The sequence below is a fragment of the Streptomyces sp. NPDC026673 genome (genome assembly GCF_040638135.1).
Lineage (GTDB): Bacteria > Actinomycetota > Actinomycetes > Streptomycetales > Streptomycetaceae > Actinacidiphila.
On the sequence record NZ_JBEZXR010000010.1, the window covers coordinates 1 to 25,525 of the forward strand.

A 25,525-nucleotide genomic window follows, 5' to 3' on the forward strand; every position below is an offset into this window, starting at 1 on the left:
CCGTCGACGGCCCGATGCGCCCCGCGGGGACGCGCCCGCCCTGCCGCCGGCGGCCTCGGTGGCGTCACAGGAACAGGGACATCGGCAGGAGCAGCAGGATCGCGACGACCGACGCCACGGAGACGCCGGCGGTGCAGGTCTTGAGCGTGCCGCGGCTGGTCTGGCCCATGAACGACTGCAGCAGCCAGAAGGTGTTGCTCGTGACGTGCACCGCGAAGAGCGAGCCGGCGCCCACGGCCAGCGCGACGAGAACCGGGTCGAGCCCGAGGCCGGGTGCGACGGGGGCGAGGATCCCGGCCGTGGTGATGGCGGAGATGGTGACGGAGCCGATCGCCAGGTGCAGTGCCGCGGCGACCGCCCAGACCAGCAGCAGGGGCGCGACGTCGCCCGTGGTGAAGTAGCCGCGCAGGAAGCCGCCGAGGCCGGACGCCGCCACCACGGCGGCGAGCGAGCCGCCGACGGCGGTGAGGATGAGGATCTGGCCGCTGTCCTTGAAGCCGCGGACCAGGGCGCGTTCCACCCGGTCGCGCCCCACGGCGAACCTGCCGACGAGCAGCGTGCCGACCAGTCCGGTGAGAAGCGCGACCACCGGGCTGGCGATGAAGGAGAGCACCGGATTCCGAGCACCGGTGGCCTGGGCGACCGCGCCCGCGGCGATCATCAGCAGGGCGGTGATCAGCGGAGCGAAGCACATCGGCAGGCTCGGGCTCTTCTCGCCGGTGCTCGTCACGGCCGCGCGGGTGCGGGCGGTCGGCGGCCGTACCGCGGCGGGCCGTTGGAGCGGCCGACCACCTGCCGCTCCCCGGGAACGGCCCGGTGCCGAGGGGCCGCCCACGACGGCCATGGCCGGGACGACGGCCCGCACGCGTGCCGCACCGACCGCCCTCGGCTTCGGATTCGGCTTCGACTCCGTCGGCTCCGTCGGCTCCGTCGGCTCCGTCGCCTTCGCGATGTCGACGGCCTCGACGGCCTCGGCGGCCTTCGCCGGCACCGCGGACCGCCTCTCCGGCGCCTCGGGAGCCGCCGGTCCGGTGGCGACGGCGGCGTCCTCGTCGGTGGCGCTGTTCCAGAACCCCCGACGGAACAGGAAGGTCATGATCGTGACCGAGAGGAGGACCGTCGGGACGATCAGCACCAGGCCCCACAGCAGCATCGTGCCCAGCGGCACGTGCAGCAGCGCGGCCAGGGCGAGCGCGCCGACCCCGGGCACCATGAGGACGATTCCGCTCTCGAGGCCGATCGCCAGGGCGGCCGCCATGCGGGCGGAACCGAGCGGGCCGATCCTGTGGGACGCCGCCCGGGCCAGCGGCGCGCAGATGACCAGGAGCACGTCGAGGTAGATCGCCTGAAGGAGCGTGCCGATGGTGAGCGCCATGGTGTGGGGCAGCCGACGGGGACCGAAGACGCGCAGCAGCCTGCCGACCAGCTGCTCGATGGCACCCATCTCCTGAAGGACCGCACCCATGAGCACGCCGAAGGCGATCAGCAGGCCGACCTCCGCCATGATGTCGCCGAAGCCGGTGGTGATGGTCTTGAGCGTCCTGCCCACCCCGAGGCCGGTCGCGAGGCCGAGGTAGAGCGACCCCACCACCAGGGAGATCACCGGATTCACGCGGAAGCGGACGATCAGCACGACGATGCCGACGATCGCGGCGGCGGTGTTGGCCAGTACGGAGACTTCGGACATCCGCTCGCTCCTCGCACACACGGCGCCGGGGGGCGAGTACGGGCAGGCGCCCCATCGTGGTGCGGAAGCGGGCTCGTCGACGACCGGCTCTCAGTGAGACGGCAACTCACCATGAGGGTACTCCCCCATGCGGAATCATGCGCGCGCATGCTCTGGCCTCGCCACTTCACCGCCCTTGGCGGAGCATCTCACTCCCCGAGAGGGGTATATCGGACTTATTGACCAGACGCCCGCCCACCCACATGATGGAAGTGGACATTACGATATGGGTTGACGAGGTGATGGCAGATGCCCGAACCCTTCGAGCCGGACGGTGGATCGCCCGGTGCCCTCGCGGGGCTCCGCGTCCTGGAGCTCGGCAATTTCATCGCCGCCCCGTCCGCCGGCCGCGTCATGGCGGACTTCGGCGCCGACGTCGTCAAGGTCGAGCGCCCGCGGGTGGGGGACGAACTGCGCCGCTGGCGGCTGCACGAGGGCGACACCTCCCTGCTGTTCCGCGCGATGAACCGCAACAAGAGGTCCCTCACTCTCGACCTGCGGCACCCCGAGGGCCGCGCGGTCGCCCTCGGTCTGATCCGCCGTACCGACGTCGTGCTGGAGAACTTCCGCCCCGGCACCCTCGAGCGCTGGGACCTCGGCGTCGAGCACATGCGCGCGGTCAACCCGTCCGTGATCCTGGTCCGGATCTCCGGGTACGGACAGACCGGGCCCTACCGCAACCGCCCCGGTTTCGGCGCCGTGGCCGAGGCCGTCGGCGGCCTGCGCCACCTCACCGGCGACCCCGACCGTCCCCCCACCCGGGTCGGTGTCAGCCTCGCCGACTCCGTCGCCGGCCTGTACGCGGTCATCGGCGCCCTCGCCGCGCTCCACCGCCGCGCGGCCACCGGGCGCGGCGACGTCGTCGACGTGGCCCTGTACGAGGCGGTCTACTCCCTGATGGAGTCCCTCACACCCGACTACGACGCCTTCGGGATCGAGCGCGAGCGCACCGGCGGCGCCCTGCCGGGTATCGCCCCCTCCAACACCTACGCCTGCCGGGACGGCCGTGCGGTGGTCGTCGCCGCCAACGGCGACGGGGTCTTCCGGCGTCTGACGGCCGTCATCGGCCGGCCGGACCTGGCCGCCGACCCCCGCCTCGCCGACGGTGCGGGCCGGGCGCGGCACGCGGACGAGCTCGACGCCGCCATCGCGGCCTGGACCGGTGGACTGCCGTACGAGGAGGTGCTGGGGCGACTGGAGGAGGGCGGGATCCCCTCCGGCCCGATCCACACCGCCGCCGACATCGCCAAGGACCCGCAGTTCGCCGCGCGGGGCATGCTGGAGCGGCACCGTGTCGCCATCGCTCCCGGGTGGCACCAGGACGTGGCCTTCCCCGGCGTCGTCCCCAAGCTGGACGAGGCCCCCGGCGGTACGCGCTGGCTCGGCCCGGACCTGGGCGAGCACACCGACGCCGTCCTGGCCGAACTGGGCATCGGGGCGGACCGCCGCGCCGAACTGCACGCACGAGGAGTGGTGTGACATGGACGCCGGGACCGACCAGGTGGTGATCACCGACGTGCTCCTGCGCGACGGCCTTCAGAGCGAGCCCGTCGCCCTCCCTCTCGAGGAGAGGGTGCGGCTGGCCTACGGGCTGCTGGCGGCGGGGCTGACCTCACTGGAGATCGGTTCCTTCGTCAACGCCGAGAAGGTTCCGCAGATGTCCGGCACCGAGGCGCTGATGGCCCGGCTGCAGCCCGGGGAGTGCGCCTTGCTGCACACGCTCGTGTTCAACGAACGCGGGGCGCGCCGGGCGATCGCGGCCGGGGCGCGCGACGTCCGGCTCACCGTCTCCGCGAGCGACGGCCACAGCCGCGCCAACGCCGGTGCGCCGCGTGACGCCGCGCTGGCCCGCCTCGGCCCGGCGGTGGACCTGCTGACGGCCTCCCGGGTACGCCTGGAGGCGACCATCGCGACCGCCTTCCTGTGCCCCTTCGACGGCGAGACGGATCCCGGCACGGTGGTGGAACTCGCCCGGCGGCTGGCCGGGTTCGGCATCCGCGTCCTCCATCTCGCCGACACCATAGGGGCGGCCAGCCCCTGGCACATCCGGCGCACGGTCACCGCCGTACACGAGGCGCTCCCGGGACTCCCCCTCGGCCTGCACCTGCACAACACCTACGGGATGGCGTCCGCGAACGTCTGGGAGGCCCTTCGGCTGGGCGTGCGCCGCTTCGACGCGGCGCTCGGCGGTATCGGCGGCTGCCCGTTCGCCCCCGGCGCCGCGGGGAACCTGGGGACCGACGACCTGGTCAACCTCTGCCATCACGCGGGCATCGCCACCGGGATCGACGTCCGGCGCCTCACCTCGCTGCGGGAGGAGTTGCGGGTGCTGCTGGGCCACCGGCTCGACTCCGCGCTGTCCGCCGTGCCGACCGCGCCGGTGCCGCTGCGCATCGGGGCGGGCACCGGCGCCTGCTGACGTACCGTGAGTCGTCGTACGGAACGGGCTCCGGCCGGAAGGACGCGGTGATGGGCATGGGCGAGAAGGCGGGGACCGCGCCGCTGCTGGTCCTGCAGAAGATCCGCCAGATCCTGGAGTGCTTCACCATCGAGCGCCCCGAGCTCAATCTGCAGGAGATCACACGGTCCACGGACCTCCCGGCGAGCACCTGCCAGCGCCTGGTGCACAACCTGCTGCGGGAGGGCTTCCTCGACCGCGACGGGGACACCTACCGGATCGGCCTGCACTTCGTGCGGTGGGCGGCGCCGGGCACCTTCGGCCTCGACATGGTGCGGCTCACCCGTCCCCCGCTGCAACGCCTGCGGGACCGGACGGGGGAGACGGCCTGCCTTTTTGTGCGCGACGGCGCCCACCGCACCGTGGTGTCGCTCGCCGAGGCCCACCACGTGGTGATGCGGCTGTTCGCGGTCGGCATGGTGATGTCCCTGCACGCCGGTTCGGCCGGCAAGGTCTTCATGGCCTTCGACCCCACCGCCCGCCGTGACGCGGTCGGCCACGGCCTCACCCGGCACACGCCGCGCACCGTGGTGGACATCGACCTCCTGGACGACCAGTTGGAGGAGATCCGCAGGAACGGCTTCTCCGCGAGCTTCGAGGAGCGCGACATCGGTGCGGCCTCCATCAGCGCCCCGGTCTTCGGCAGCACGGGCGAGGTGGTGGCCGCCATCGGCATCGGCGCCCCGACGCAGCGGCTGACCCCGGCCGACGTCAGCCGGCTCGCCCCCTGCGTCGTCGAGGCGGCCGAGGAGGCCTCGCGCTGCCTCGGTTACCGCCCCGGCATCCGCGGCGGCGGCGCCACCGGATCCTGAACGGCGCCACCCCCCGGCGCCGCGACCGGAGTGCCGGCCGGGGTGCCGGCCGGGGTGGTGGACGGGCGTTCGCCGACGGCCCGTTCCCGGCGGGCATGACCGTACCGGGCTTCAGCGACCGCTCGGGAGGCTCTGCGCGGCCGGACCCGTACGGATGATCAGGAGCGCGGTGTCGTCGGTGCCGGGGCCGGTCCGCAGGGCGTGTTCCAGCAGGGCGTCGGCGAGCCCGTCCACGGTGCTGTCGCCGGCCGCGGCGAGGTGGTCCCCGAGGTGGCCGACGGCCTGGTCGGTGTCGGTGTGCGGAGCCTCGACGAGGCCGTCGGTGTAGAGGGCCAGCACGGTGCCGGGGGGAAGGGGGATCTCCGTGCTGGGGTAGTCGGCGTCCGGGGTGATGCCGAGCAGCAGGCCCGGCGTCAGGCGGAGGGATTCGGCACGGCCTTCGGGGTGCCGGACCAGAGGCGGAAGATGGCCGGCGGTGGCCAGGGACGCGACCTGCCCGGCGAGGTCGAGGTGGGCGTACAGGCAGCTGGTGAACAGGCCCGGGTTGAGGTCGGCCAGCAGGCGGTTGGTGCGGGCGAGCACGTCGCCCGGCGCGGCGTGGGTGGTGGCGTGGGCGTGGACGGCGGTGCGGACCTGGCCCATGAGCGCGGCGGCCTGCATGTTGTGGCCCTGGACGTCGCCGATGGTGACCGCCGCGCACTGGGGTCCGCAGTGGATGAGGTCGTAGAAGTCGCCGCCGATGTCGGCGCCGTGGCCGGCGGGCAGATAGCGGGCGGCGACCTCGAGGCCCGGGATCCGGGGCAGTTCCTTGGGGAGCAGGCCGGTCTGCAGCGTGCGGGCGAGCCGGTGCGTGGTGTCGTACAGATGGGCGCGGTCCAGCGCCTGGGCGATGAGTCCGGCCAGTGAGGTGAGGATGGTCCGTTCCACCTGCGGAAACGGCCGGGAGCGGTCGTAGGACAGAACGAGCAGCCCGACGGGACGGCCGGAGGTGATCAGCGGGAGGAAGGCCCAGGCGTTCCGTTCGCCGTAGCGGGGGGCCTGGGGATAGGCGCGGCGGAAGTCGTCGTAGCTGGCGAAGAACATCGCGGTGCCGCTGGTCAGCGCCTGGGCGGCCGCGGTGCGGGAGGTCAGCGGCGCGCCGTCGAGGCGGGTCATGAACGCGGCGGTGTAGCCGCGGTAGCCGGCGACGCGCAGCCGCCCGTCCTCCGCCGTCATCAACGCCAGGCCCTGTGCCTCGAAGGCCGGCACGAGCTGGTCGGCGACCTGGTCGACGACGTCCTGCACGCTGACGGCCTTCGTGAGGGTCGCGGCCAGATACATCAGCTGATACAGCTCCGACGCGCCGCCGGGACCGGCCGGGGGAGCACCCGCCGGCTGTTCCCTTCCCTTCCCCGGCTGCCCCCGCGGAGCGGAGGCGGGCGTGATGGTGACACTGATGCCGGAGGGGCCGGGATGCAGCCGGAAGGACAGCCACCGGTCCGGTGGGCGCGCGGCGCTGAAGGCGGTCGGCTGCTTGCTGATGACGGCCGCCCGGTAGCGGTCCTCGAACACCGGGTCGTCGAGCCACGTCAGCCGCTCCCAGGGGCGGGAGCCCAGGAGGTCGTCGGCACCGGTGCCGAGCAGTTCGGCCGCGGCCGCGTTGAGGAAGGTGATCCGGCCCTCCAGGTCCAGTGAGCAGCATCCGCTCGGCAGGCGCTCGGCGAAGTCGTAGGCGCCCAGCGCCTCGGTGCGGCTCGGCGTACGGCGGCGCACCGGGGGCAGCAGCAGCGGCTCCGAGACCGGTACGAGGGACTCGCCGCGCTCGGCGTGGTGCGCCAGGAGCCTGCCCGCCCTGTCGCAGAAGGTGCCGATCATCTCCTGCTCGGCCTGGCTGAGCCGCGGCGGGCGCCGGATCGGCCACAGCATGAAGACCGCCCCCCACGCCGTCCCGCCGTGGGTGATCGGCGCGGCCGCCAGAAGAAAGTCGTACGGGGCCACGAGCCCGATCCGGGGGTAGCGCCGGACCAGTTCCTTGAAGCCCTCCACCCACACCAGCCGCCGTTCCCGTACGGCCTGCGCCACCGGTACGGCGTCGTCCAGGCCCACCCGGACCCACGGGGCGGCGATCTTCCGGGATGTCCCGGACAGTGCCACCAGGTGCAGCGCCCGCTCCCCCGGCGGCAATACGTAGAGCATGCCCACCGCGGTGTCGGTGGCTCTGACCAGGCGCCCGAACAGCCCGGCGAGCCGCCCTGTGCCCGTCGCGGGCCTGACCTTATGCCGCGGCACTGCGCTCGCCCCTGTCCCGTTCCGGCTTCCGCGTCCGTGCGTGGCGTCCGGAGCGGCCCGGTGGGCCCGGCTCCGGGCCTTTCCCCGCGCGCCGGGCCTCCTGCCGGAGCGCGGGCCCGCGGTGACGACGGGCGGAGCCCGGCGGGCTCGGGGGCCGGGCACCACAGCGGTGACACCACACGTCGCCCATAACCGGACGTTACGCCCGATCAGCCGTCTCGGCATCCACGCTGCGTCCCCGCGACCCGGGGCCGGCCCCGGGCCGGCCGCGGTCCCCGCGCGCATCGGGAGTCGACCTCCGATCGAAGGTCAGCGATCTTACGTAAATCGCTCAATAAATTGCGTACAACCTGAAGCCGGGTTGCGGAGGAATCCTTCGTCCAGGTGGCGATCCCCCACGTCGTCCCACGTGACCCGGACGTCTGCGCGCGCCCTCCGAGAGCAAGCCCTCCGCAAGGCGCGCAAGCCGGCCGCGCCCGACAACTGCCGTGTTATTACGCCCCGTTGACAAACCGGAGACACGCTAGAAACCTGATGACGCGGTTTCCGCAAGAAGTCGACCATCTTGCTCAATTGACGTACAGGACCGGCTCCCCCGACTCGGAACGACCCCGTCCCGGCCCCCGCCACCTCCGCATCCCGGCGTCCCCGCTTCCCCCGGTTCCGCCGCTTCCCCCGCTTCCCCCGCTTCCCCCGCTTCTCCCGCTTCCCCCGCTTCTCCCGGTTCCGCCTCGCCCGCGTTCCCCCACCCCCCACGGAATAGAGGATCCCCATGAGATGGAGACCCCTCGGCCGACGGTCGCTGTCCGGCACCGTCCTCGCCGGACTCATAACGGTCGGGCTGTCACCCCTGCCCTTCACCGCCACCGCCCAGGCCGCGCCGGCGGCGCGCACCGCGGCCGCCGACGTCAACCTCGCGCTCGGCCGCCCCGCCACGGCGGGCGGTTCCCTCGGCGCGTACCCGGCCTCGAACACCACCGACGGCGCCCAGGCCTCCTACTGGGAAGGGCCGGCCGGCTCCTTCCCCCAGTGGGTGCAGGTCGACCTCGGCACCACCCGTGCCGTCGACCGGGTGGTGCTCAAACTGCCGTCCGGGTGGGAGACCCGGACCGAGACGCTCTCGCTCCAGGGCAGCACCGACGGATCCTCCTTCGGCACGCTGGCCGCATCGACCGGACGGGTGTTCAACCCCGCGCAGGCCAACACCGTCACCGTCGACCTGGCCTCCCCCGCCGACGCCCGGTACGTCCGCGTCCACGTCACGGGCAACACCGGCTGGAACGCCGCTCAGCTGTCCGAACTGGAGGTGTACGGCGAGGAGGGCGGCGGTACGGACCCGCCGCCCACCGGCACCAACCTCGCCCGCAACAAGCCGGTCGAGGCCACCTCGTCGACCCAGACCTACGTGGCCGCCAACGCCACCGACGACTCCACCTCCACCTACTGGGAGGCCGCCGGCCACCCGGCGGACCTCACCGTCAAACTGGGCGCCGCCGCCGACGTCACCGGCGTCGTGGTCAAGCTCAACCCGGACCCGGTGTGGGGCGCCAGGACCCAGGGCATCCAGGTGCTGGGCCGCGCGTCGTCCGAGACCGGCTTCACCTCGCTGCGCGACCGCGCCGACTACTCCTTCAGCCCCGGTACGGGCAACTCGGTGACCATCCCGGTCAGCGGCCGCTGGGCCGACGTGCGGCTGCGGTTCTTCTCCAACACCGGCGCGCCCGGCGGGCAGGTCGCGGAGTTCCAGGTCGTCGGCACCGCGGCACCCGCGCCCGACCTCACCGTCACCGGCCTGGACTGGTCGCCGGCCGCCCCGTCGGAGCGGGACCCGGTCACCGTGAACGCAGGGATCCGCAATGCCGGCACCGCGCGCTCGGCCGCGACGACGGTGGAGGTCGGCGTGGAGGGGACGGTCGCCGGCAGCGCCACCGTGCCCGCCCTCGACCCGGGCGCCTCCGCGACCGTCGCCGTCTCCACCGGAACGCGTGCGGCAGGCAGCTACGCGGTCTCCGCGGTGGTCGACCCCCGTGACACGGTCGTCGAGCTCGACGACACCAACAACAGCCGGAACGCGGCGAACCGGCTGGTCGTCAGCCAGGCCCCCGGCCCCGATCTCGAGATCGCCTCCATCACCACCAGCCCGGCGAACCCGGCCGTCGGCTCGTCCGTCTCCTTCACCGTCGGCGTGCACAACCGCGGCACGACCGCCGCGGCGGCCGGATCGGTGACGCGGCTCCAGGCCGGATCCACCACGCTCAACGGCACGACCGGCCAGGTCGCGGCCGGTGCCACGGTGAACGTGTCGATCAGCGGCACGTGGACGGCGACCGCGGGCGGTGCCACCCTGACCGCCACCGCGGACGCCACCGGGGTGATCACCGAGACCAACGAGAACAACAACGTGCTCGCCAAGTCCCTCGTCGTCGGCCGCGGCGCCGCCGTTCCGTACACCGAGTACGAGGCGGAGGACGGCCGCTACACGGGCACCCTGCTCACCGCCGACGCCAAGCGGACCTTCGGGCACACCAACTTCGCCACCGAGTCCTCCGGCCGCAGGTCCGTCCGGCTCGACTCCGGCGGCCAGTACGTCGAGTTCACCTCCACCACGTCCACCAACTCCATCGTGGTGCGCAACTCCATCCCCGACGCCCCCGGCGGCGGCGGGTCCTCGGCCACCATCAGCCTGTACGCCGACGGCACGTTCGTGCAGAAGCTGTCGCTGTCGTCCAAGCACAGCTGGCTGTACGGGAGCACCGACGACCCGGAGGGGCTCACCAACCGGCCCGGCGGCGACGCGCGGCGGCTCTTCGACGAGTCCAACGCGCTGCTGCCGCGGACCTTCCCGCAGGGCACCACGTTCCGCCTGCAGCGCGACGCGGGCGACTCGGCCGCCTACTACGTCATCGACCTGATCGACCTGGAGCAGGTCGCTCCCCCGGCGTCCAAGCCGGCCAACTGCACCTCGATCACCGAGTACGGGGCCGTCCCCGGCGACGGGCTCGACGACACCGACGCGATCCAGCGGGCGGTCACCGCCGACCAGAACGGCCAGATCTCCTGCGTGTGGATCCCGGCCGGGCAGTGGCGGCAGGAGCAGAAGATCCTCACCGACGACCCGCAGAACCGCGGCCAGTTCAACCAGGTCGGCATCCGGGACGTCACCATCCGCGGCGCGGGCATGTGGCACTCCCAGCTCTACACCCTGACCCCGCCGCAGAACGCCGGGGGCATCAACCACCCGCACGAGGGCAACTTCGGCTTCGACATCGACCACAACACCCAGATCTCCGACATCGCCATCTTCGGCTCGGGCACGATCCGCGGCGGCGACGGCAACGCCGAGGGCGGCGTCGGCCTCAACGGGCGCTTCGGCAAGGACACGAAGATCACCAACGTGTGGATCGAGCACGCCAACGTCGGTGTCTGGGCGGGCCGCGACTACTCCAACATCCCCGAACTGTGGGGCCCCGGCGACGGGCTGGAGTTCACCGGCGTACGGATCCGCAACACCTACGCCGACGGCATCAACTTCGCCAACGGCACCCGCAACTCCACCGTCTACAACTCCTCCTTCCGCAATACCGGGGACGACGCGCTGGCGGTGTGGGCCAGCAAGTACGTCAAGGACACCTCCGTCGACGTCGGCCACGACAACCACTTCCGCAACAACACCATCCAGCTGCCGTGGCGGGCCAACGGCATCGCCGTGTACGGCGGCTACGGCAACACCATCGAGAACAACATCGTCTCCGACACGATGAACTACCCGGGCATCATGCTCGCGACCGACCACGACCCGATCCCGTTCTCCGGCCAGACCCTCATCTCGGGCAACGCCCTGTACCGCACGGGCGGCGCGTTCTGGGGCGAGGCGCAGGAGTTCGGCGCCATCACCCTCTTCGCCCAGGGCACGGACATCCCGGGCGTGACCATCCGGGACACCGAGATCCACGACTCCACCTACGACGGCATCCAGTTCAAGACGGGCGGCGGCACCATGCCCGGCGTGAAGATCACAAACGTCCGTATCGACAAGTCCGTCAACGGCTCCGGCATCCTCGCGATGAGCGGCGCCCGCGGCAGCGCCACCCTGACCGACGTCACGATCACCAACTCGGCCCAGGGCGACGTACTGATCGAGCCGGGCTCGCAGTTCACGATCACCGGCGCACCGACCGCGCGAACCGCCGCCCGCAAGGGCAGCTGACACCGGCGGGGTCTCCGGCTCCGCCACGGCGGCCGGAGACCCCGCGTCCCGGGACGCGCACCCGGACGGCGCGACCGGTGTCCGGAACCCGGGTGACCGGCCGTGTGGCGCTCGGCAACGGCGGCGCGAGCGGTGGCCCGCGGAAGTGCCGGCGGAAGTGCCGTGCGGCTTCGGCTCGCAGGGGGTGGTGACCGGGGCTGCCGGCGGAGCCGGTGTCAGGGCACGACCTCCACACCAGTGGGGAGGCCGTCCGGCCCCGCACAGCGGCCCCGGTCACCCGCGCGCCGCCGCGATGCCGACGTACGGCACCGCGGCAACGCGAGGCGGTGGTCAGCCGGAGAACCTCTCCGGCTCGGCGGCGAGCGCGTTCGGCCGCTCCGCCGCCAGGCAGTGGCCGCCGTCCTCGATGCGGCGGCTGCGCCGTCACGCGGTATCGCGCCGCCTCTCGTAGCGGCCCGATTCCCGTGGTACGGCCGGCTTGCGCGAGTGCCGCTGCGTGTGCCGCTCGCCCCGGTCCCGGCACGCGTTCCTCACTGCGTGGTCCCGGCTCGTGGTCCTGCCCCGCGGTCCTGGCTCGTGGCCCGGCGGGAGAGCCGCACCCGGGATCCGGAGAGGGGTCGCCCCATGCGATCCGGTCGGCGGCCCCGCGCGGCGCTCGCGGCCGGGACCGGCTACCGGACTTCCTCCAGCACCCAGCTGTTGCCGTCCGGGTCGCTGAAGTTCGCGTAGCAGCCGTAGGAGGCGCGGCCGCCGTCCGGACGGTCGGTCCGCACCCGGTCCGTCCCGTGGTGGACGACCTCCCCGGCCCTGTGGTCGTGGACCCGCAGCCCCGCGGCGTCGTGGAACACCTCGCCGACCTCGATGCCGCGGCCGAGGAGCCTCGCACGGGCCGCCTCGATGTCCGGGACCACGAGGTGCAGATCCCGGAGCGAGCCGGGTGCGTCGTCGGTCATCCCGTTGCCGAAGAGGATCGAGCAGTCGGACCCGGGCGGCGTGAAGTGCACCGCACGCCAGTCGTCGGTGTGCGTGTAGTCGACGTCCAGGCGGAATCCCAGCGCCTCGTAGAAGGCCCTGGCTCGATCGACGTCGGACACGGGCAGCACGATGAGGTCGAAATCCACGGGTACGCCCTTCCTTGTCTTTGCACAGCCGGCCGGTCGCCAAGCGGCGGCGTCCGCCGCTCGGTGCCATGGATGAGGCTTCGGGCGGAGCCGGGACCAGATAGATACGAGCATATGCGCATATCCTCGTTGCGGCAAGATCCCGCCCGCCCCGGGGCGGCCGCCCGGCCTCCGCGGCGCCCTCGGTTAGGATGATGTGCTCGCATGTGTGCGGGCCGGAAGGCACTGGAGGAACGATGACGCCTGCCCCGGCAGACCCCAGCGACGCGTGCAACAGCCTGGCCCTGCGCAAGGCGGCCCGGTACCTGGGCGCGACCTACGACAAGGCCCTGGCCCCGTCCGGCCTCCGTACGACGCAGTTCAGCATCCTGCAGAAGCTGAACGCCCACGGCGAGACGACCATCACCCGGCTCGCCGACATGATCGCCATGGACCGCACCACGATGGCCTCCAACCTCAAGCCGCTCGCACGGGAGGGCCTGGTCACCGTGGAGACCTCGGCGACCGACCGCCGCGCGCGGATCGTCACACTCACCCCGGACGGCCTCGCCCGGATGAAGGCGGCGCTCCCGCTGTGGAAGAGCGTGCAGGACCGGTTCGAGGAGAGTTTCGGGGCCGACGAAGCGGCCGGGCTGCGCGCGTCGCTCACCACAGTCCTCGACAGCGGCTTCGACCCCTGGGCCGAGTGAGTCGCCCGCACCTCCGCCGGCCGGCGTCCCCGGCCGGCGGACGCGCACGGGCCCCGGGCGCGGCCGACGGCGGCCGGGGCGCCCGGCACCCGGGATGAGCACCGCCGCTGCCCCCGCACGATCCTGAGTGTCCGCCGACAGGACCCCGGAGGAGGGACACCACGGCTTCCGGCCCTCCACGCCGGGCAGGACCGCCGTCGAACCGGAGTGCCGGGAAGCCCTGTGCGCCGCCTCGGCCGCCACCGGGGCCCGGTCCGCACGGCTCTCGGGCGGCCGGGCCGAGGTCAGCGGCTGAGTTCCTGAAGAACCCACTTGTTGCCGTCCGGGTCGTCGAAGGTGGCGTAAGAGCCGTAGGAGGCACGGGCCGTGCGCAGTGCGGCCGTCCGGTCGCCGCTCTCGGCGTGGAGGACGGCCTCTCCGGCCTTGTGACCGTGGAAAAGGAGTCTGACGGCGTCGTGGAACACCTCGCTCACCTCCACACCGCGGTCGATGAGCTCCGCACGGGCCTCCTCGATGTCGGCGACGAGGAGATACAGGCCTTTGAGGGAGCCCGGCGCGTCGGAGGTAATGCCCTCGCCGAAGGTGATCGAGCAGTCGGAGCCCGGCGGCGTGAGGTGCACGATCCGGAAGTCGTCACCGTGCGTGTAGTCGGCGTCCAGGCGAAATCCCAGCGCCTGGTAGAAGGCCTTGGCCCGGCCGACGTCGGATACGGGCAGCACGACGAGTGGTTCCAGCTTGAATTCCATCGGAGTGTCCTGTTCTTGCCGGGGCGCGTGGACCTGCTGCCGCCCGTACCGTCCGTACGTGCCGCGCGGCCGTGCACGCGCCCCATGTCGGGTGCGCGGGGAAATGGGGAGAAGGCGGCGGCGCCCGGCCCGTCCTCCCTCGGAGGGGTTCACCGTCGGCCGCCCGGAAGCGGCTCGCCGTACGCGTCTCGGCGCGGGTGGCCGCACCGCGAAGGCGCCGGGCGGCCCGTCCGCGGCGCCGGATCGTCAGCGGCCCTGCGTCAGTTCATCGCCCCGGGCGGACGCCGGGCGCCTCGGGCGCCGCGCCCACCCGGATGATCGTCTTGCCGCGGACGCGGCGACCGGGGGCGAACGCCGCGGGAGCCTCGGAGAGCGGCCGTACGGGGCCGAGGACGAGCCTGAGCCGTCCGTCCCGGAGCCGCTGGGCGAGGTCGGCGAGCCGGACGCGGTCGGGTTCGACGACGAAGAAGACCGCCCGCCCGTTCTCGGGCCGGGCCGTGGGCGGCCCGGCGATGGTGACGAGCGTGCCGCCGGCGCGCACCAGAGCCGCCGAGCGGTCGAGGATCTCGCCCCCGATGACGTCGAACACGACGTCGGCCTCACCGGCGTCCTCCAGCCGATCGGCCTGCAGATCCAGGAACGCGTCCGCGCCGAGACCGAGCACCGTGTCCCTGTCGGCGCCCCGCCCGGTGCCGATCACCCGCGCTCCGGCCTCGTGCGCGAGCTGCACCGCGATCGAACCGACGGCGCCCGCCGCGCCGTGGACGACGACGGTCTGGCCCGTCGTGAGGCGCGCGTGGTCGAACAGCCCCTGCCATGCGGTCAGCCCGGAGATCGGCAGCGCGGCGGCCACGGTGTGGTCGACGTCCGCGGGAAGCGGAGCGAGATTGCGCGCCTCCACCGCGGTGTACTCGGCCAGTGACCCGTCGCGGGTCCAGTCGGCCAGTCCGAACACCCGCTGCCCGACGGTGAGGCCGGTGGTGCCGTAGCCCAGCTCGACGACGACGCCCGACAGTTCGTGCCCGGGCACGCTCGGGGTCCGGTCGCGGCCGGCGCGGTCGGTCCAGGTTCCCGGCCAGTCGAGCTCGCCGGGGGTGAACCCCGCGGCGTGCACCCGCACGATCACGTCGTTCTCGGCGGCGTGGGGGTAGGGCAGGTCGGTAAGAGCGAGCCCACCGACACCCGCGTCACGGTCACGGACGGTGATGGCTTGCATGGCGGATCCTCACTGCAGGGATGGGCTACGGATGGACTGCGGACATCTGCCGTCACTACTGCGTCTGAATCTCGAACCTACGTCCCGGGTGACCCCACCGCCTGGGCCAGTTCCAAGGTAATGGCATGGGCCACTTCCCTCTCGTCGGAAAGATCCCTCCCACGGCCCGGTGGCCTGCCGCCCGGCTGCTCACACCCCTGTCACACCGCGCCGGAGTCGGCGGTCATGTCTGGAGAAGGGGGCCACCCGCCGTGCACCGGCAGTGGCCCATGAATCAGCCCACGAGGACGGAACGTGACCACTGAGCCCCCGCGGACGAGCGGACCCCGCCGTCGTTCCGCACCGAGGCACCCGGTGGTCGCAGCCCCGGTGCCCACCGCACCTCGGCCGTCCGCCGCGCAGCGCCGGCGCGGCCGGCTCGAACGGCCTTCCCGGCCCGGTGCCGGCCCCTGCCGCGTCGGCCCCGCCCGGGCCGCACGCTGACGGCTCCCCCACCGGAGAGCTCACAGGCGAGCCGAGCCGCGTCGCCGATCCCTCCCCCGAGCACATCGGAGCCGGCTTCGCGTTCGCCCAGCCGGTCGCGGGCCGCGAGAGCGTTCCGCGGTCCCGACCCGCCCCTCCCGACACCACAGGAGCGCAGCCATGTCGTACCACGAGCACACCGACCACCAGTACGCCAGGCACATCCGCGCCGGCGCCCCCGAGGCCTTCAAGGCGTTCACGGCGTGGGACGCACAGGTCATGCGGGGCAGCGACAACGCCATCCCGCCCAAATACGCCGAACTCATGGCCGTGGCGGTGGCACTGACCACCCAGTGCCCCTACTGCATCGAGGCACACACCAAGTCCGCGCACGCCGCCGGCGCGACCCAGAAGGAACTGGCCGAGACCATCATGATCGCCTCGACGCTGCGCGCGGGCGGCGGCCTCGCCCACGGCTTCATGGCGATGAAGTTCTTCGACCACGCCGAGAACGGCGACACCCCTGAGGCGTGAACGGAGGCCGCCCTCGCGGGGCGTGACCGCGGTCGTACCGCGTCGCCGCGTCGCCGCGCCTGCGCATACCGCCCGCCAAGTCCTCATACGGTGAGTAACGCCGCTTGACGCTCCATTGCCACACATCCCTGCACAGAAGGAGTATTTCGATGGTTGACGAGTCGATTCTGGTGCTCGCCGCGACCGGTGGACAGGGCAGGGCGGTGACCGACGCCCTGCTGGCACGCGGCGCCGGAGTACGGGCGATGGTCCGGGACCCGGAGCGGGAGTCGGCACGCCGATTGGCCGGTCAGGGCGTCGACGTCGTGGCGGGGTCCCTGGGTGACCGCGAGTCCATGGCCGCGGCGATGGAGGGCGTGTCGGCGGTCTTCGCCTACACGACGCCCTTCGAGGCCGGGGTGGACGCCGAGGTGGCCCAGGGGCGCGCCATCCTGGCGGCCGCGAGCGACAAGCGCGTGCCGCATCTGGTGTTCAGTTCGGTGGCGGGAGCCGACCAGCACGGCGGCGTGCCGCATTTCGACAGCAAGGCCCGCGTCGAAGCCGCGCTGGCCGCGGGCGATGTGCCCCATACGGTCCTGGGACCGACGTACTTCTTCGACAACGCCCTCGGCGGGGCGCAGCGCGTCCTCGGCGGCGTACTCGACCTGCCGCTCCCCGCCGACCGGCCGCTGCAGCAGCTGGCCCGCGCCGACCACGGCGCGTTCGCGGCCGAGGTGCTGCTCAACCCCGCGCCCTACACGGGCAAGCGCATCGAACTGGCCAGTGACGCCCCCACTCCCGCGCAGATGGCGGAGGCGCTCGGCGCAGCGCTCGGACGCGACGTCCGGCATGAGTACGTACCGCTGGAGGCCATCGGCAATCCGGACATGCACGCGATGTGGACGTTCCTGAACGGGCCCGGCTACCGCGTCGACATCCCCGCGCTCCACGCGGCGCATCCGGAGATCGCCTGGACCAGCTTCGCCGACTGGGCAGGGCCCACGTTCGCCTCGGCCCACTGACACACGGGCCGCACGAGTGGGCCCGGGGCCACCACATCGATGGGGCCCCAGCGGTCCCACCGGCGGCGACGCCATGCGGGCGTCCGCCGAACTCCCCGGCCGGTCCCAGGAGTCCACGACGCGGGTCGCCGCGCCGGCGGGGCGGCTCGGGACGGTGAGCCACGAAATCCACCACGGGATGCCGCGTGGTGCGTGTGCCGAACCGGGTACGCTGCCCGCCGGTTGGGGACGCAAAGGAGGAGTGGGCGTGCGCAGAGCCAGGGGCGTCATCCGCAGGGGGCTGGTGGCCGCCGCCGTCCTGGCCAGTGTGCTCGCGGCAGAGGGGTGCAGTGCGGACTCGGAGCCGACCGGCTCCCCGACCACAGGCTCCACCGACACGATGGCCTCCCCTAGTTGGGAGTTCGAGCATGTCTTCGACTTCCACGGACGTCTTGCCGATCTCGCCGCCCTGGCGGAGGACGACATCTGGGCGGTCGCGATCGAGAACAACGGGGACTCCAGCCGCCCGTTGCTGCACTTCGACGGCACGCGCTGGCAGCGAGGGCCCCTCCCCGAGACGTTCGGCACCACCGACTCGCCACTCGTGCTCCACGAGGTCGGCGAGAGTGCCCTGTGGCTGGAATGGCACAGCCCGGGAACGGACACCGATGTGAACTCCTGGGCGCTGTGGGACGGCGTCCGCTGGTCAGCGGTGCCGAACCCTCCGCCGGGCAGAGTCGAGCGCCTCGCGGCCGCGGGTCCGGAGGACATCTGGGTCCTCCTCGGGAACGATACCGCCCAGCACTGGGACGGCACTCGCTGGACCGCGAGCCGGCTGCCGTACGCCGCATCCGACCTGGCGGTGGCGGGACCCGACGACGTCTGGGCAGTCGGCGGCCGTTCCACCGGACCGGGTACCGAACAGGGCTCCGGCGAGCGCTACAGCCAGCCCGCCTCGATGCACTGGGACGGCACGTCCTGGAAGCCGGTGCGGACTCCGCAAGCCCGGTTCGCGGAGCCCATACCGCCGGAGGCCGGCGCGAGCCTCAACCGGGTCATCGCGCTCGACAGTGGTGAGGTGCTCGCATACGGCATGAACAGCTTCAACCACGGCGAGGGCGGGGAGGAACCCGCGGACGAGTTCATCCAGCTGCGCTGGGACGGCTCCCAATGGGTCGCGCAGCAGCCCGCACCCGGCGGGTGCGCCCGGCGGATCCCGGTGGCGCAGGACGACACGGGCCTGTTCCTCCACGGCAACTGGTTCCTGACCGGTGACGGCCGGTGCGTGAAGATCAAACGCCATCGCCTCCCCCTGTCGACCGGTGCCCGCAAGGGGTCGAACCAGTCGCTGTGGCTGGCGGAGGTCCACCGGATACCCGGCACCGACGAGTGGCTGGGCGCCGGGCATGTCCAGGTCAACCAGTCCGGCGATCCCTTCGGCGCCCCCGTCGTCGTTCGCCTGAAGCGCGGCCGCTGACGCCGTCGGCCGGGAGCGGCCGCGCCCGCGGAGACGCCGCTCTGTCCGGGTCCTCGACGGCCGAAACGGTGTCGCGAGGATCCGGCGGCACCATTCGCGTGCCCTACTGGGGCCGCGGGGAGCGGCTGTCCAAGGGGCAGCGTGCCGTCAACGTCTCCCACGCCGAGATCCGCACCTCGGAGAGCAGGCGGTGGCCACCCTGAGGTCGCGGCGACTTCTGTATCGCGGCCGACCCGACACGGCGGCCCCGGGCAACGCGCCAAGCGCTGCACGAGGCCGCCGTACCGCGGTCGGTTCCAGGGGCGGCACAAGCCGGCCCGCGGCGTTCAAGGGCTTGCGAGCGCGGTTCCGCGTCTGGTTGACGCCCCGCCACTTCGCCCGCTGTCATCGGCCGCGCGGGTGTCATTCGGTGATGTCGGCCTCCACGAAGACGACGTTCGCTCGCGGAAGGCGCCGTGCGGGTCGACTCCGGCCTCGACGGGCTGTGACGCCTCTCCCCGGAACGGCATGCCCCACGGTGTCGCCGCGATCCGCCTGGGGTGCGTTCTTCGGGTGTACGGGACCGGGAGGCCGGACCACCGGGGCCGGGAGAATTCCGGCCGATCAGTGTCCGGAACGACCGAGTCAGCCAACCACGCGCGAAATTCGATGCCTTCTAGCCGAATTCCCCGTCACGGACGCCGTCACGGAAAGCCGCCCATTCCGAGGCGGTGAACCGCAGAGGCGGCATGTCCTTGTTGTTCGAGTCGCGAACCGCGACGGATCCGTCGCCGAGTTCCGCCACCTCGACACAGTCCGGCCGGTATGGGCCGGAACTCTTGCTGCTCTTGACCCAGCGTGCTTCGCTGAGGTCGCGCGCGTACAGTTCGGCCTTTCTCGATTGCATCAGAAGCTCCGTTCGATGCTCGGATGTGTGTTCCCTACCCACCCACCCTTACTCTTCCTGTTCCCACCTCGCAACCGGCAAGTCCGGTACCGCCGATCGGGTCCCGGGAGGAACACCGATACCGCCACGACGCACGGTAATCGAGAAGCTTGGTGACACATCGCGGCCGGCGGGAGAAGAGCGCTCCGGCGGAATGCCCACACGGGGAACAATGGAAATGCGCGCCACCCGGCCCGGCCGGGCGGGCCCGGTGGCAAATCGCGGGCGGGGCAGATGTGTTCGGGGGCGGGAGACGGGGTCCGCCTCCCGCCCACGACCCCGCGGGCGCGGTCAGCCGCGCGCGACGAGGTCCAGTACCCGCGCCATCTCCTCCAACGTGGCATCGACGTTCGGAGCGGTCATGTTCTCGATCATGAAATGGTCGATACCGGTCCGCTCGCCCAGCATCTTGACGATGTCCACGAGCCGGCCGACCGGTACACCCTCGGACGGGTTGACGCGCATGATCGTGTCGATCTCGCCGGGGTCACGCCCCGCCTCCGTGGCCGCCGCGTGAATCACCGCCCGCTGGGCCAGCACCGCGTCCACATCGAGGTATTCCGGCACCACGCACGCGGGAAGCCAACCGTCGGCCCGCCGGCCGATGCGCTTGAGCGCGGCGCCGGAGAAGCCGCCGATGTAGAACGGCAGCCGCGGCTTCTGCACCGGCTTCAACGGCGCGTACTGGAGGGGGACTTCGATGTGGGCGCCGTGGTACTCCACCGGGTCCCGGGTCCACAGCAGCTCCAGCGCGTCCAGCAACTCGTCCATCCGGGCGCCGCGCTTGCGGAAGTCGACGTTCGCGCTCTCGAACTCCTCGATGGACCAGCCCACACCGAAGCCCGGGATCAGGCGGCCCCCACTGACCAGGTCGATCGTGGTCAGGCTCCTGGCCAGTTGCACCGGCGGATAGAGCGGCGCGATCAGGACGTGCGCCCCGAGCCTGACCCTCTCCGTCACGGCCGCCGCGATGCCCAGCATGACGAACGGGTCCGCGGCCGTCCGGTACACCTCGGGAATGTGGTTGCCCACGCCGCCGGCCCCGACCTTGGGATGGACCGGGACGAAGTTCCGGTCGCCCACCCACAGGCTCGCCGCCCCGGCCTTCTCCGCCTCGCGCGCGAACTCGGCCGCCCGGTCCACCTCGTGGGCGGCGTTGTTGAGATAGGGGATCGCGAATCCGATCTGCATCTGCACTGTCCTTCGTTCGGGGAGCCATGGGGGGATGGGTGCCGGCCGGTCTCGTGACGGCGCGTGCCACGCCGCACCGGATCGGGCAGGCCGGCCTGGTCGTCGACCTCGCCGAACCGGCCCGGAACACGCCGAGGCGGCACTCCGCGAGGGAGCCCCGCACGACCCCTGACGCGCCACCCGGGCGAAGCGACACACAGTTCAATATACTTGCCACGTCAAGTACATACCCCGGGGGTCGGACTCGCGGCCCCGGCTCCCCTCCGGCTCCGGCTCCCCTCCACCCCCGGCGGCGCCACTTACCAGGGATTAGCCGCTTATCCGCGCCTTGGGGCGGCCCCGCGCCCGGCCGCACCGTTGGGGCATGACCACCGACCGAACCCCGCACGGCCCCGCGCAGGAGGCCGCCACCGACGAACTGGCACGCCTGGTGGACCGCCTCGCCCGCACCACCGGGACCGCACCGGAGGCCGTCCTCGCCCGCATCCCGGACGAACTGCTCAACGGGCTCTTCCTGCTGCGCGCCCACCAGGTGCGCACGGCCGCGAACCGGGCGGCCCACGGTTCATTCCTGCGGTGAGGAGGGCCCCGGCGGGGTGTCCGCCCGGACCCTCCGCCGACGCGGGCGGATTCGGGTGCACCGCCGTCCGCGGGCCCCGGTTCGGGGGCGGGCAGGTCGAGCCACCCGTCCGGACCTGCCGGACTGCGCGCACGGCACGGTCGGCACGAGGCTGGAGTCCGCGCCCACGGCGGCGGTACCGCGAACCGGCACGGCCACGGTTCCGGGCGCCGCCGTTCCACGGCACGCCGTGGCCCTCGGCGCGACCCGTGCCCCTCCAGGAGCGTGATGAGCATGGCGCGCAACCGCCGACTGATCCTGAGCTCGCCGCCCGAGGTCTGGCGGCTGCTGTCCGACGGCCGCCGCTACGGGGAGTGGGTGACGGGAACACAACACGTCCTCGACGCGGACCCGCACTGGCCGGACGTGGGCGCGCGCCTCAAGGTCCGCGTCGGCGCCGGCCCTCTGACCCTCGACGACACCTGCGTCGTCCGCGTCTGCGAGCCGCAGCGCCGGCTGGAGCTGGAATCCAAGGCGGATCCCTTCGGCGCCGCCCGCATCGCGATGCGCTTGATCCCCTGGGGCGTGAACACCCTGTTCACCCTCGACTGGCACCCACTGCGCGGCCCGGGAACGCGCATGCACGGACTGCCCGTCGACTACCTCGTCGCGATCCGCAACGGCATGATGCTGACCAAACTGGCCCGGATCGCCGTGCGCGAGCACGAAACGGGTCCGCGAGGCACCTGACCGCGACTTCCCTCGCCGCGCGCTCCGCTCCCGACGGCGCGCCTCGACGTCCGCCGCCGAGGCTGCCGGGGTTTCACCGCGGAGAGGTGTAGCGGGCGCCGGGTCGCAGGCGTACCGCCCGGACGACCGCCGCCCTGCCGGGCGCGGAGGGAGGACGGTGGTCTTGGCAGCTCCGGCAGAGTTCGTGCCGGCCTTGGTCGGTGATCACGGTTCCCCAGCCGAGGCATGCGCCGCAGTCGCGGGCCAGGGCCGGGTTGGCGCGGGGAGCGGGGTGGTGGGGCAAGCCGTCGGCTCCTCGTGTCATGAGAAAGCCCTCCGTCACTACCTTCCGGGATTTTGCACAATTATTACGGATTCATCCGCGATGTGCCTGTTCGCGGCCGACGACGGCTGCGGCAAAGATCCCCGGGGCCGCCGTCACGCTCGCCAGATGTTGTCGAAAGCCGCCTTCTCGATCGAACGCCGCTGCCGCACCGTCTGCAGTTCCTCCACGGCGTCGTTGACCGCCGCCAGCACGGTCGCCACCGCGTCGTCGTCCACACCCGCCGTCCGTGCCTCCGGGCCCGCCGGAACCCCGGCGGCGGAGGCGAGGGCGACCAGGACGGGTTCCCCGGACCGCCAGCGGCCCACGGCCTCCTCGCGGGCGGGAGAGTCGGCCAGCACCGGTCGTCCCGTCGCCCAGGGCCGCCGGCGGGGACGTTCCATGGTGGTCTGCCCGGCCTCCCGCAGGTCGTCCCGGTAGGCCGATGACAGATCGCGGCCCCGGCGCCACAGCCAGTCCTCGACCGACTCGTACGGCGCCTCGGCGACGAGCAGGGAGGCGGCCAGGTCCAGCAGCCGATCCCCCGTGGGCGCTCCGGGACCCGGTACGAGACGGTCCCCGTCAAGGGTGACGGCTCCGGTGGCGAGCAGATCGACCACCTCGGCCCCCGCCAGCGCCAGTGACAGGTCGCCCTCCTCCACAGGAGGGCTGGGTTCCGCGTCCATGGTGACGATCAGCAGGTCCCGCGGTGTGGTCATGACGGCTCCCGTCGCAGACATCGTCAGGTGACGATACGTCGCCGCGCGGCGGGGCCCCGACGCCGACGCGGCCGGTGGCGGCTCCGGGTCGCGTCCGGGAGTGCCCGCAGGGCAGGCCGTCCTCCTGCGGGAGGAACCGGCCGTCGTCCTCCCGATCGGCCGTGCGCGGCCCGGGGGCCGCGGCGGACGGTTCCGGGCATACGGACGAAACCCGGTGAACGCCGCGCGCCTCTGCGCCCGTGCCGGGTACCAGGCATCAGGTACCCCTCCCCCGTGCGCAGAAGGGATCCGTCATGACGGACCAGAACGCCGCCACCGGCCTGATCGGACCCGACACCGACCTGGACCAGGTCTTCGAGCTCGCCCAGCAGCTGCGCGTGGACTCCGTGCGCGCCAGCACGGAGGCCGGTTCCGGGCACCCCACCTCCAGCCTGTCCGCGGCCGACCTGATGGCCGTGCTGATGGCGCGCCATCTGCGGTACGACTGGCAGGAGCCGGACAACCCGGCGAACGACCACCTGATCTTCTCCAAGGGCCACGCCTCGCCCCTGCTGTACGCGATGTTCCACGCCGCCGGAGCCGTCGACGAGCGCGAGCTGCTCACCACGTACCGCACCTTCGGCGCGCGCCTCCAGGGGCACCCCACCCCCGTCCTGCCCTGGGTGGACGTGGCGACCGGATCGCTGGGCCAGGGCATCGCCTACGGGGTGGGCATCGCCCTGGCCGGACGCGACCTCGAACACCAGCCGTACCGGGTGTGGGTGCTGTGCGGCGACAGCGAGATGGCCGAGGGCTCGGTCTGGGAGGCGCTGGACAAGGCCGGGCAGCGTCGGCTGGCCAACTTCACCGTGATCATCGACGTGAACCGGCTGGGCCAGCGCGGGCCCACCGAACTGGGCTGGGACACCGACGCCTACGCCCGCCGCGTCGAGGCCTTCGGCTGCCGCGCCCTGGTCGTGGACGGCCACGACCTCAAGGCGATCGACCAGGCGCTGCACACCGCCGCCGACGGCCGGGCACCCACCGTCATCGTGGCCAGGACCGTCAAGGGCGAGGGCGTCTCGGAGGTCGCCGACGCCGAGGGCTGGCACGGCAAGCCCCTGCCCGCCGACCTCGCCGAGCGCGCCGTCGCCGAGCTGGGCGGGGTGCGCCACCTCACCGTCCGCGGTCCCCGGCCGCCCGAGGGCGGGCAGCGTCCCGCGCCCGCCGCCGACGCCGCCGTGGAGCTGCCGCGCTTCCGCGTAGGCGACGAGGTCGCGACGCGGGTGGCCTTCGGGAAGGCCCTGGTCGCCGTGGGGGCCCGCCCCGATGTCGTCGTCCTCGACGCCGAGGTCGGCAACTCCACCCACGCGGAGGACTTCGCCAAGGCGTATCCCGAGAGGTACTTCGAGACCTACATCGCCGAACAGCAGATGATCGCCTCGGCGGTCGGAATGGCCGTGCGCGGTTACCGGCCCTACGCCGCGACCTTCGCCGCCTTCCTCACCCGCGCCCACGACTTCATCCGGATGGCCGCGATCTCGCAGATCTCCATGGCCCTGTCCGGAAGTCACTGCGGTGTCGAGATCGGTGCCGACGGGCCGTCCCAGATGGGCGTGGAGGACCTCGCCATGATGCGCTCGGTCCACGGGTCCACCGTGCTCTACCCGGGCGACGCCACCTCCGCCGCCGCCTTGACCGCCGCCCAGGCCGACCTCGCCGGCATCTCCTATCTGCGCACCACCCGCGGCGCCTACCCCGTCCTGTACGGGCCCGACGAGACCTTTCCCGTCGGCGGGTCCAAGACCCTGCGCGCCTCCGACGACGACCGGGTCACCCTCATCGGCGCCGGCATCACGCTCCACGAGTGCCTCGCCGCGGCGGAGGCACTGGCCGCCGACGGCATCCCGGCCCGGGTGCTCGACCTGTACTCCGTCAAGCCCGTGGACGCCGAGACCCTGGCCCGGGCGGCGCGGGACACCGGTGCCTTCGTCGTCGCGGAGGACCACCACCCCGAGGGCGGCCTGGGCGAAGCGGTCCTGTCCGCCCTCGCCGAACGGCGCGCATCGCCGGCCGTCGTCCACCTGGCGGTTCGCGACCTGCCCGGCTCCGGCACCGCGAGCGAACTCCTGGACGCCGCGGGCATCTCCCGCACCCACATCGCCGAGGCCGCCAAACGGCTTGCGGCACGCTGACGCGCGGCCTCCCCGGCGCGCTCCTCCCCGGGAGGCGGCTCGCCGGACCCGGAGCGCCGTCACCCGGGCGGCCCCATCCACGCGACCCCGGAGCGCCGGGCCGGCGAGCCGGTCCCCGCCGCGGGAAGGCGCACCGGAACCGGTGCCGTCCGCGATCGGCGGGGCCGCCCCACCGGGCGATCTTCAGGCGCTTCGCTCAGGCTGGTGCCG

20 protein-coding genes and 1 pseudogene are annotated in these 25,525 nt (G+C 72.8%); 13 read left to right on the forward strand and 8 right to left on the reverse strand.

Features of this window, described 5'->3' with window-relative positions; genetic code table 11:
* Positions 1-64: 64 nt before the first annotated feature.
* Positions 65-1,687, reverse strand: coding sequence for an SLC13 family permease (locus AB0F62_RS10495; RefSeq protein WP_361795004.1), 1,623 nt, complete (start codon positions 1,685-1,687; stop codon positions 65-67).
* Positions 1,688-1,975: 288 nt separating this feature from the next.
* Between AB0F62_RS10495 and AB0F62_RS10500 the strand changes: the two genes are divergently transcribed.
* The 3 genes from AB0F62_RS10500 to AB0F62_RS10510 are packed head-to-tail and all read left to right on the forward strand — an operon-like array spanning position 1,976 to position 4,996.
* Positions 1,976-3,205, forward strand: coding sequence for a CaiB/BaiF CoA-transferase family protein (locus tag AB0F62_RS10500; protein ID WP_361795007.1), 1,230 nt, complete (start codon positions 1,976-1,978; stop codon positions 3,203-3,205).
* Position 3,206: 1 nt separating this feature from the next.
* Positions 3,207-4,145, forward strand: coding sequence for a hydroxymethylglutaryl-CoA lyase (locus AB0F62_RS10505; protein ID WP_361795010.1), 939 nt, complete (start codon positions 3,207-3,209; stop codon positions 4,143-4,145).
* A gap of 50 nt (positions 4,146-4,195) precedes the next feature.
* On the forward strand, positions 4,196-4,996 hold the full coding sequence (locus AB0F62_RS10510) for an IclR family transcriptional regulator (protein WP_361795013.1): 801 nt from the start codon (positions 4,196-4,198) through the stop codon (positions 4,994-4,996).
* A 111-nt stretch (positions 4,997-5,107) separates the two neighbouring features.
* Here AB0F62_RS10510 and AB0F62_RS10515 read toward each other — a convergent pair whose 3' ends face one another.
* On the reverse strand, positions 5,108-7,171 hold the full coding sequence (locus AB0F62_RS10515; protein WP_361795016.1) for a SpoIIE family protein phosphatase: 2,064 nt from the start codon (positions 7,169-7,171) through the stop codon (positions 5,108-5,110).
* A gap of 865 nt (positions 7,172-8,036) precedes the next feature.
* On the opposite strand from AB0F62_RS10515, the gene AB0F62_RS10520 reads away from it, so the two are divergent.
* Positions 8,037-11,471, forward strand: coding sequence for a CARDB domain-containing protein (locus tag AB0F62_RS10520; RefSeq protein ID WP_361795019.1), 3,435 nt, complete (start codon positions 8,037-8,039; stop codon positions 11,469-11,471).
* Positions 11,472-12,142: 671 nt separating this feature from the next.
* On the opposite strand, the gene AB0F62_RS10525 is transcribed toward AB0F62_RS10520, so the two are convergent.
* Positions 12,143-12,592, reverse strand: coding sequence for a VOC family protein (locus AB0F62_RS10525; protein WP_361795022.1), 450 nt, complete (start codon positions 12,590-12,592; stop codon positions 12,143-12,145).
* 236 nt (positions 12,593-12,828) lie between these two features.
* Between AB0F62_RS10525 and AB0F62_RS10530 the strand changes: the two genes are divergently transcribed.
* Both AB0F62_RS10530 and AB0F62_RS10535 read left to right on the forward strand, forming a co-directional pair.
* Positions 12,829-13,281 (forward strand): MarR family winged helix-turn-helix transcriptional regulator, encoded by a 453-nt coding sequence (locus AB0F62_RS10530; protein ID WP_361795025.1) that lies wholly within the window; start codon positions 12,829-12,831, stop codon positions 13,279-13,281.
* A 127-nt stretch (positions 13,282-13,408) separates the two neighbouring features.
* Positions 13,409-13,576 (forward strand): hypothetical protein, encoded by a 168-nt coding sequence (locus tag AB0F62_RS10535; RefSeq protein WP_361795028.1) that lies wholly within the window; start codon positions 13,409-13,411, stop codon positions 13,574-13,576.
* On the opposite strand, the gene AB0F62_RS10540 is transcribed toward AB0F62_RS10535, so the two are convergent.
* Together AB0F62_RS10540 and AB0F62_RS10545 are read right to left on the reverse strand one after the other, a co-directional pair.
* Positions 13,566-14,027, reverse strand: coding sequence for a VOC family protein (locus AB0F62_RS10540; RefSeq protein WP_361795031.1), 462 nt, complete (start codon positions 14,025-14,027; stop codon positions 13,566-13,568). The genes AB0F62_RS10535 and AB0F62_RS10540 overlap by 11 nt on opposite strands.
* Positions 14,028-14,292: 265 nt before the next feature.
* Complete coding sequence (locus tag AB0F62_RS10545) at positions 14,293-15,243, reverse strand: NADP-dependent oxidoreductase (protein ID WP_361795034.1); 951 nt, start codon at positions 15,241-15,243, stop codon at positions 14,293-14,295.
* 642 nt (positions 15,244-15,885) lie between these two features.
* Here AB0F62_RS10545 and AB0F62_RS10550 point away from each other — a divergent pair.
* From AB0F62_RS10550 to AB0F62_RS10565, 4 genes and pseudogenes are all read left to right on the forward strand, one after another.
* Entirely contained in the window at positions 15,886-16,239 is a 354-nt protein-coding gene (locus AB0F62_RS10550; RefSeq protein WP_361795037.1) for a carboxymuconolactone decarboxylase family protein, read from the forward strand.
* A 149-nt stretch (positions 16,240-16,388) separates the two neighbouring features.
* Positions 16,389-17,240 (forward strand): NmrA/HSCARG family protein, encoded by an 852-nt coding sequence (locus AB0F62_RS10555; RefSeq protein ID WP_361795040.1) that lies wholly within the window; start codon positions 16,389-16,391, stop codon positions 17,238-17,240.
* A gap of 247 nt (positions 17,241-17,487) precedes the next feature.
* A complete protein-coding gene (locus AB0F62_RS10560) occupies positions 17,488-18,696 on the forward strand; it encodes a hypothetical protein (protein ID WP_361795043.1) in 1,209 nt (402 codons plus the stop codon).
* Between the two features lie 74 nt (positions 18,697-18,770).
* A pseudogene (locus AB0F62_RS10565) lies at positions 18,771-18,928 on the forward strand (IS5/IS1182 family transposase); the annotation flags it as partial.
* 423 nt (positions 18,929-19,351) lie between these two features.
* Here AB0F62_RS10565 and AB0F62_RS10570 read toward each other — a convergent pair.
* Together AB0F62_RS10570 and AB0F62_RS10575 are read right to left on the reverse strand one after the other, a co-directional pair.
* Positions 19,352-19,582, reverse strand: a complete 231-nt coding sequence (locus AB0F62_RS10570; RefSeq protein WP_361795046.1) for a DUF397 domain-containing protein — start codon at positions 19,580-19,582, stop codon at positions 19,352-19,354.
* 330 nt (positions 19,583-19,912) lie between these two features.
* The gene (locus tag AB0F62_RS10575) at positions 19,913-20,812 is read right to left on the reverse strand and encodes a TIGR03619 family F420-dependent LLM class oxidoreductase (protein WP_361795049.1); all 900 of its coding nucleotides are present in this window, start codon (positions 20,810-20,812) and stop codon (positions 19,913-19,915) included.
* Between the two features lie 364 nt (positions 20,813-21,176).
* Between AB0F62_RS10575 and AB0F62_RS10580 the strand changes: the two genes are divergently transcribed.
* Both AB0F62_RS10580 and AB0F62_RS10585 read left to right on the forward strand, forming a co-directional pair.
* A complete protein-coding gene (locus tag AB0F62_RS10580; protein ID WP_361795052.1) occupies positions 21,177-21,392 on the forward strand; it encodes a hypothetical protein in 216 nt (71 codons plus the stop codon).
* Between the two features lie 273 nt (positions 21,393-21,665).
* Complete coding sequence (locus AB0F62_RS10585) at positions 21,666-22,121, forward strand: SRPBCC family protein (protein WP_361795055.1); 456 nt, start codon at positions 21,666-21,668, stop codon at positions 22,119-22,121.
* 417 nt (positions 22,122-22,538) lie between these two features.
* Here AB0F62_RS10585 and AB0F62_RS10590 read toward each other — a convergent pair whose 3' ends face one another.
* Positions 22,539-23,141 (reverse strand): GPP34 family phosphoprotein, encoded by a 603-nt coding sequence (locus AB0F62_RS10590; protein ID WP_361795058.1) that lies wholly within the window; start codon positions 23,139-23,141, stop codon positions 22,539-22,541.
* A 293-nt stretch (positions 23,142-23,434) separates the two neighbouring features.
* Between AB0F62_RS10590 and AB0F62_RS10595 the strand changes: the two genes are divergently transcribed.
* Complete coding sequence (locus tag AB0F62_RS10595) at positions 23,435-25,315, forward strand: transketolase (protein WP_361795061.1); 1,881 nt, start codon at positions 23,435-23,437, stop codon at positions 25,313-25,315.
* The last annotated feature ends 210 nt before the right edge of the window (positions 25,316-25,525 follow it).

Bases quoted from the DNA above. Each gene is read 5' to 3' on its own strand.
- AB0F62_RS10495 (WP_361795004.1), bottom strand. From the start codon at position 1,687: ATGTCCGAAGTCTCCGTACTGGCCAACACCGCCGCCGCGATCGTCGGC.
- AB0F62_RS10540 (WP_361795031.1), bottom strand. From the start codon at position 14,027: ATGGAATTCAAGCTGGAACCACTCGTCGTGCTGCCCGTATCCGACGTC.
- AB0F62_RS10590 (WP_361795058.1), bottom strand. From the start codon at position 23,141: ATGACCACACCGCGGGACCTGCTGATCGTCACCATGGACGCGGAACCC.
- AB0F62_RS10510 (WP_361795013.1), top strand. From the start codon at position 4,196: ATGGGCATGGGCGAGAAGGCGGGGACCGCGCCGCTGCTGGTCCTGCAG.
- AB0F62_RS10585 (WP_361795055.1), top strand. From the start codon at position 21,666: ATGGCGCGCAACCGCCGACTGATCCTGAGCTCGCCGCCCGAGGTCTGG.
- AB0F62_RS10530 (WP_361795025.1), top strand. From the start codon at position 12,829: ATGACGCCTGCCCCGGCAGACCCCAGCGACGCGTGCAACAGCCTGGCC.
- AB0F62_RS10595 (WP_361795061.1), top strand. From the start codon at position 23,435: ATGACGGACCAGAACGCCGCCACCGGCCTGATCGGACCCGACACCGAC.
- AB0F62_RS10555 (WP_361795040.1), top strand. From the start codon at position 16,389: ATGGTTGACGAGTCGATTCTGGTGCTCGCCGCGACCGGTGGACAGGGC.
- AB0F62_RS10580 (WP_361795052.1), top strand. From the start codon at position 21,177: ATGACCACCGACCGAACCCCGCACGGCCCCGCGCAGGAGGCCGCCACC.
- AB0F62_RS10520 (WP_361795019.1), top strand. From the start codon at position 8,037: ATGAGATGGAGACCCCTCGGCCGACGGTCGCTGTCCGGCACCGTCCTC.
- AB0F62_RS10570 (WP_361795046.1), bottom strand. From the start codon at position 19,582: ATGCAATCGAGAAAGGCCGAACTGTACGCGCGCGACCTCAGCGAAGCA.
- AB0F62_RS10575 (WP_361795049.1), bottom strand. From the start codon at position 20,812: ATGCAGATCGGATTCGCGATCCCCTATCTCAACAACGCCGCCCACGAG.
- AB0F62_RS10500 (WP_361795007.1), top strand. From the start codon at position 1,976: ATGCCCGAACCCTTCGAGCCGGACGGTGGATCGCCCGGTGCCCTCGCG.
- AB0F62_RS10545 (WP_361795034.1), bottom strand. From the start codon at position 15,243: ATGCAAGCCATCACCGTCCGTGACCGTGACGCGGGTGTCGGTGGGCTC.
- AB0F62_RS10515 (WP_361795016.1), bottom strand. From the start codon at position 7,171: ATGCTCTACGTATTGCCGCCGGGGGAGCGGGCGCTGCACCTGGTGGCA.
- AB0F62_RS10550 (WP_361795037.1), top strand. From the start codon at position 15,886: ATGTCGTACCACGAGCACACCGACCACCAGTACGCCAGGCACATCCGC.
- AB0F62_RS10505 (WP_361795010.1), top strand. From the start codon at position 3,207: ATGGACGCCGGGACCGACCAGGTGGTGATCACCGACGTGCTCCTGCGC.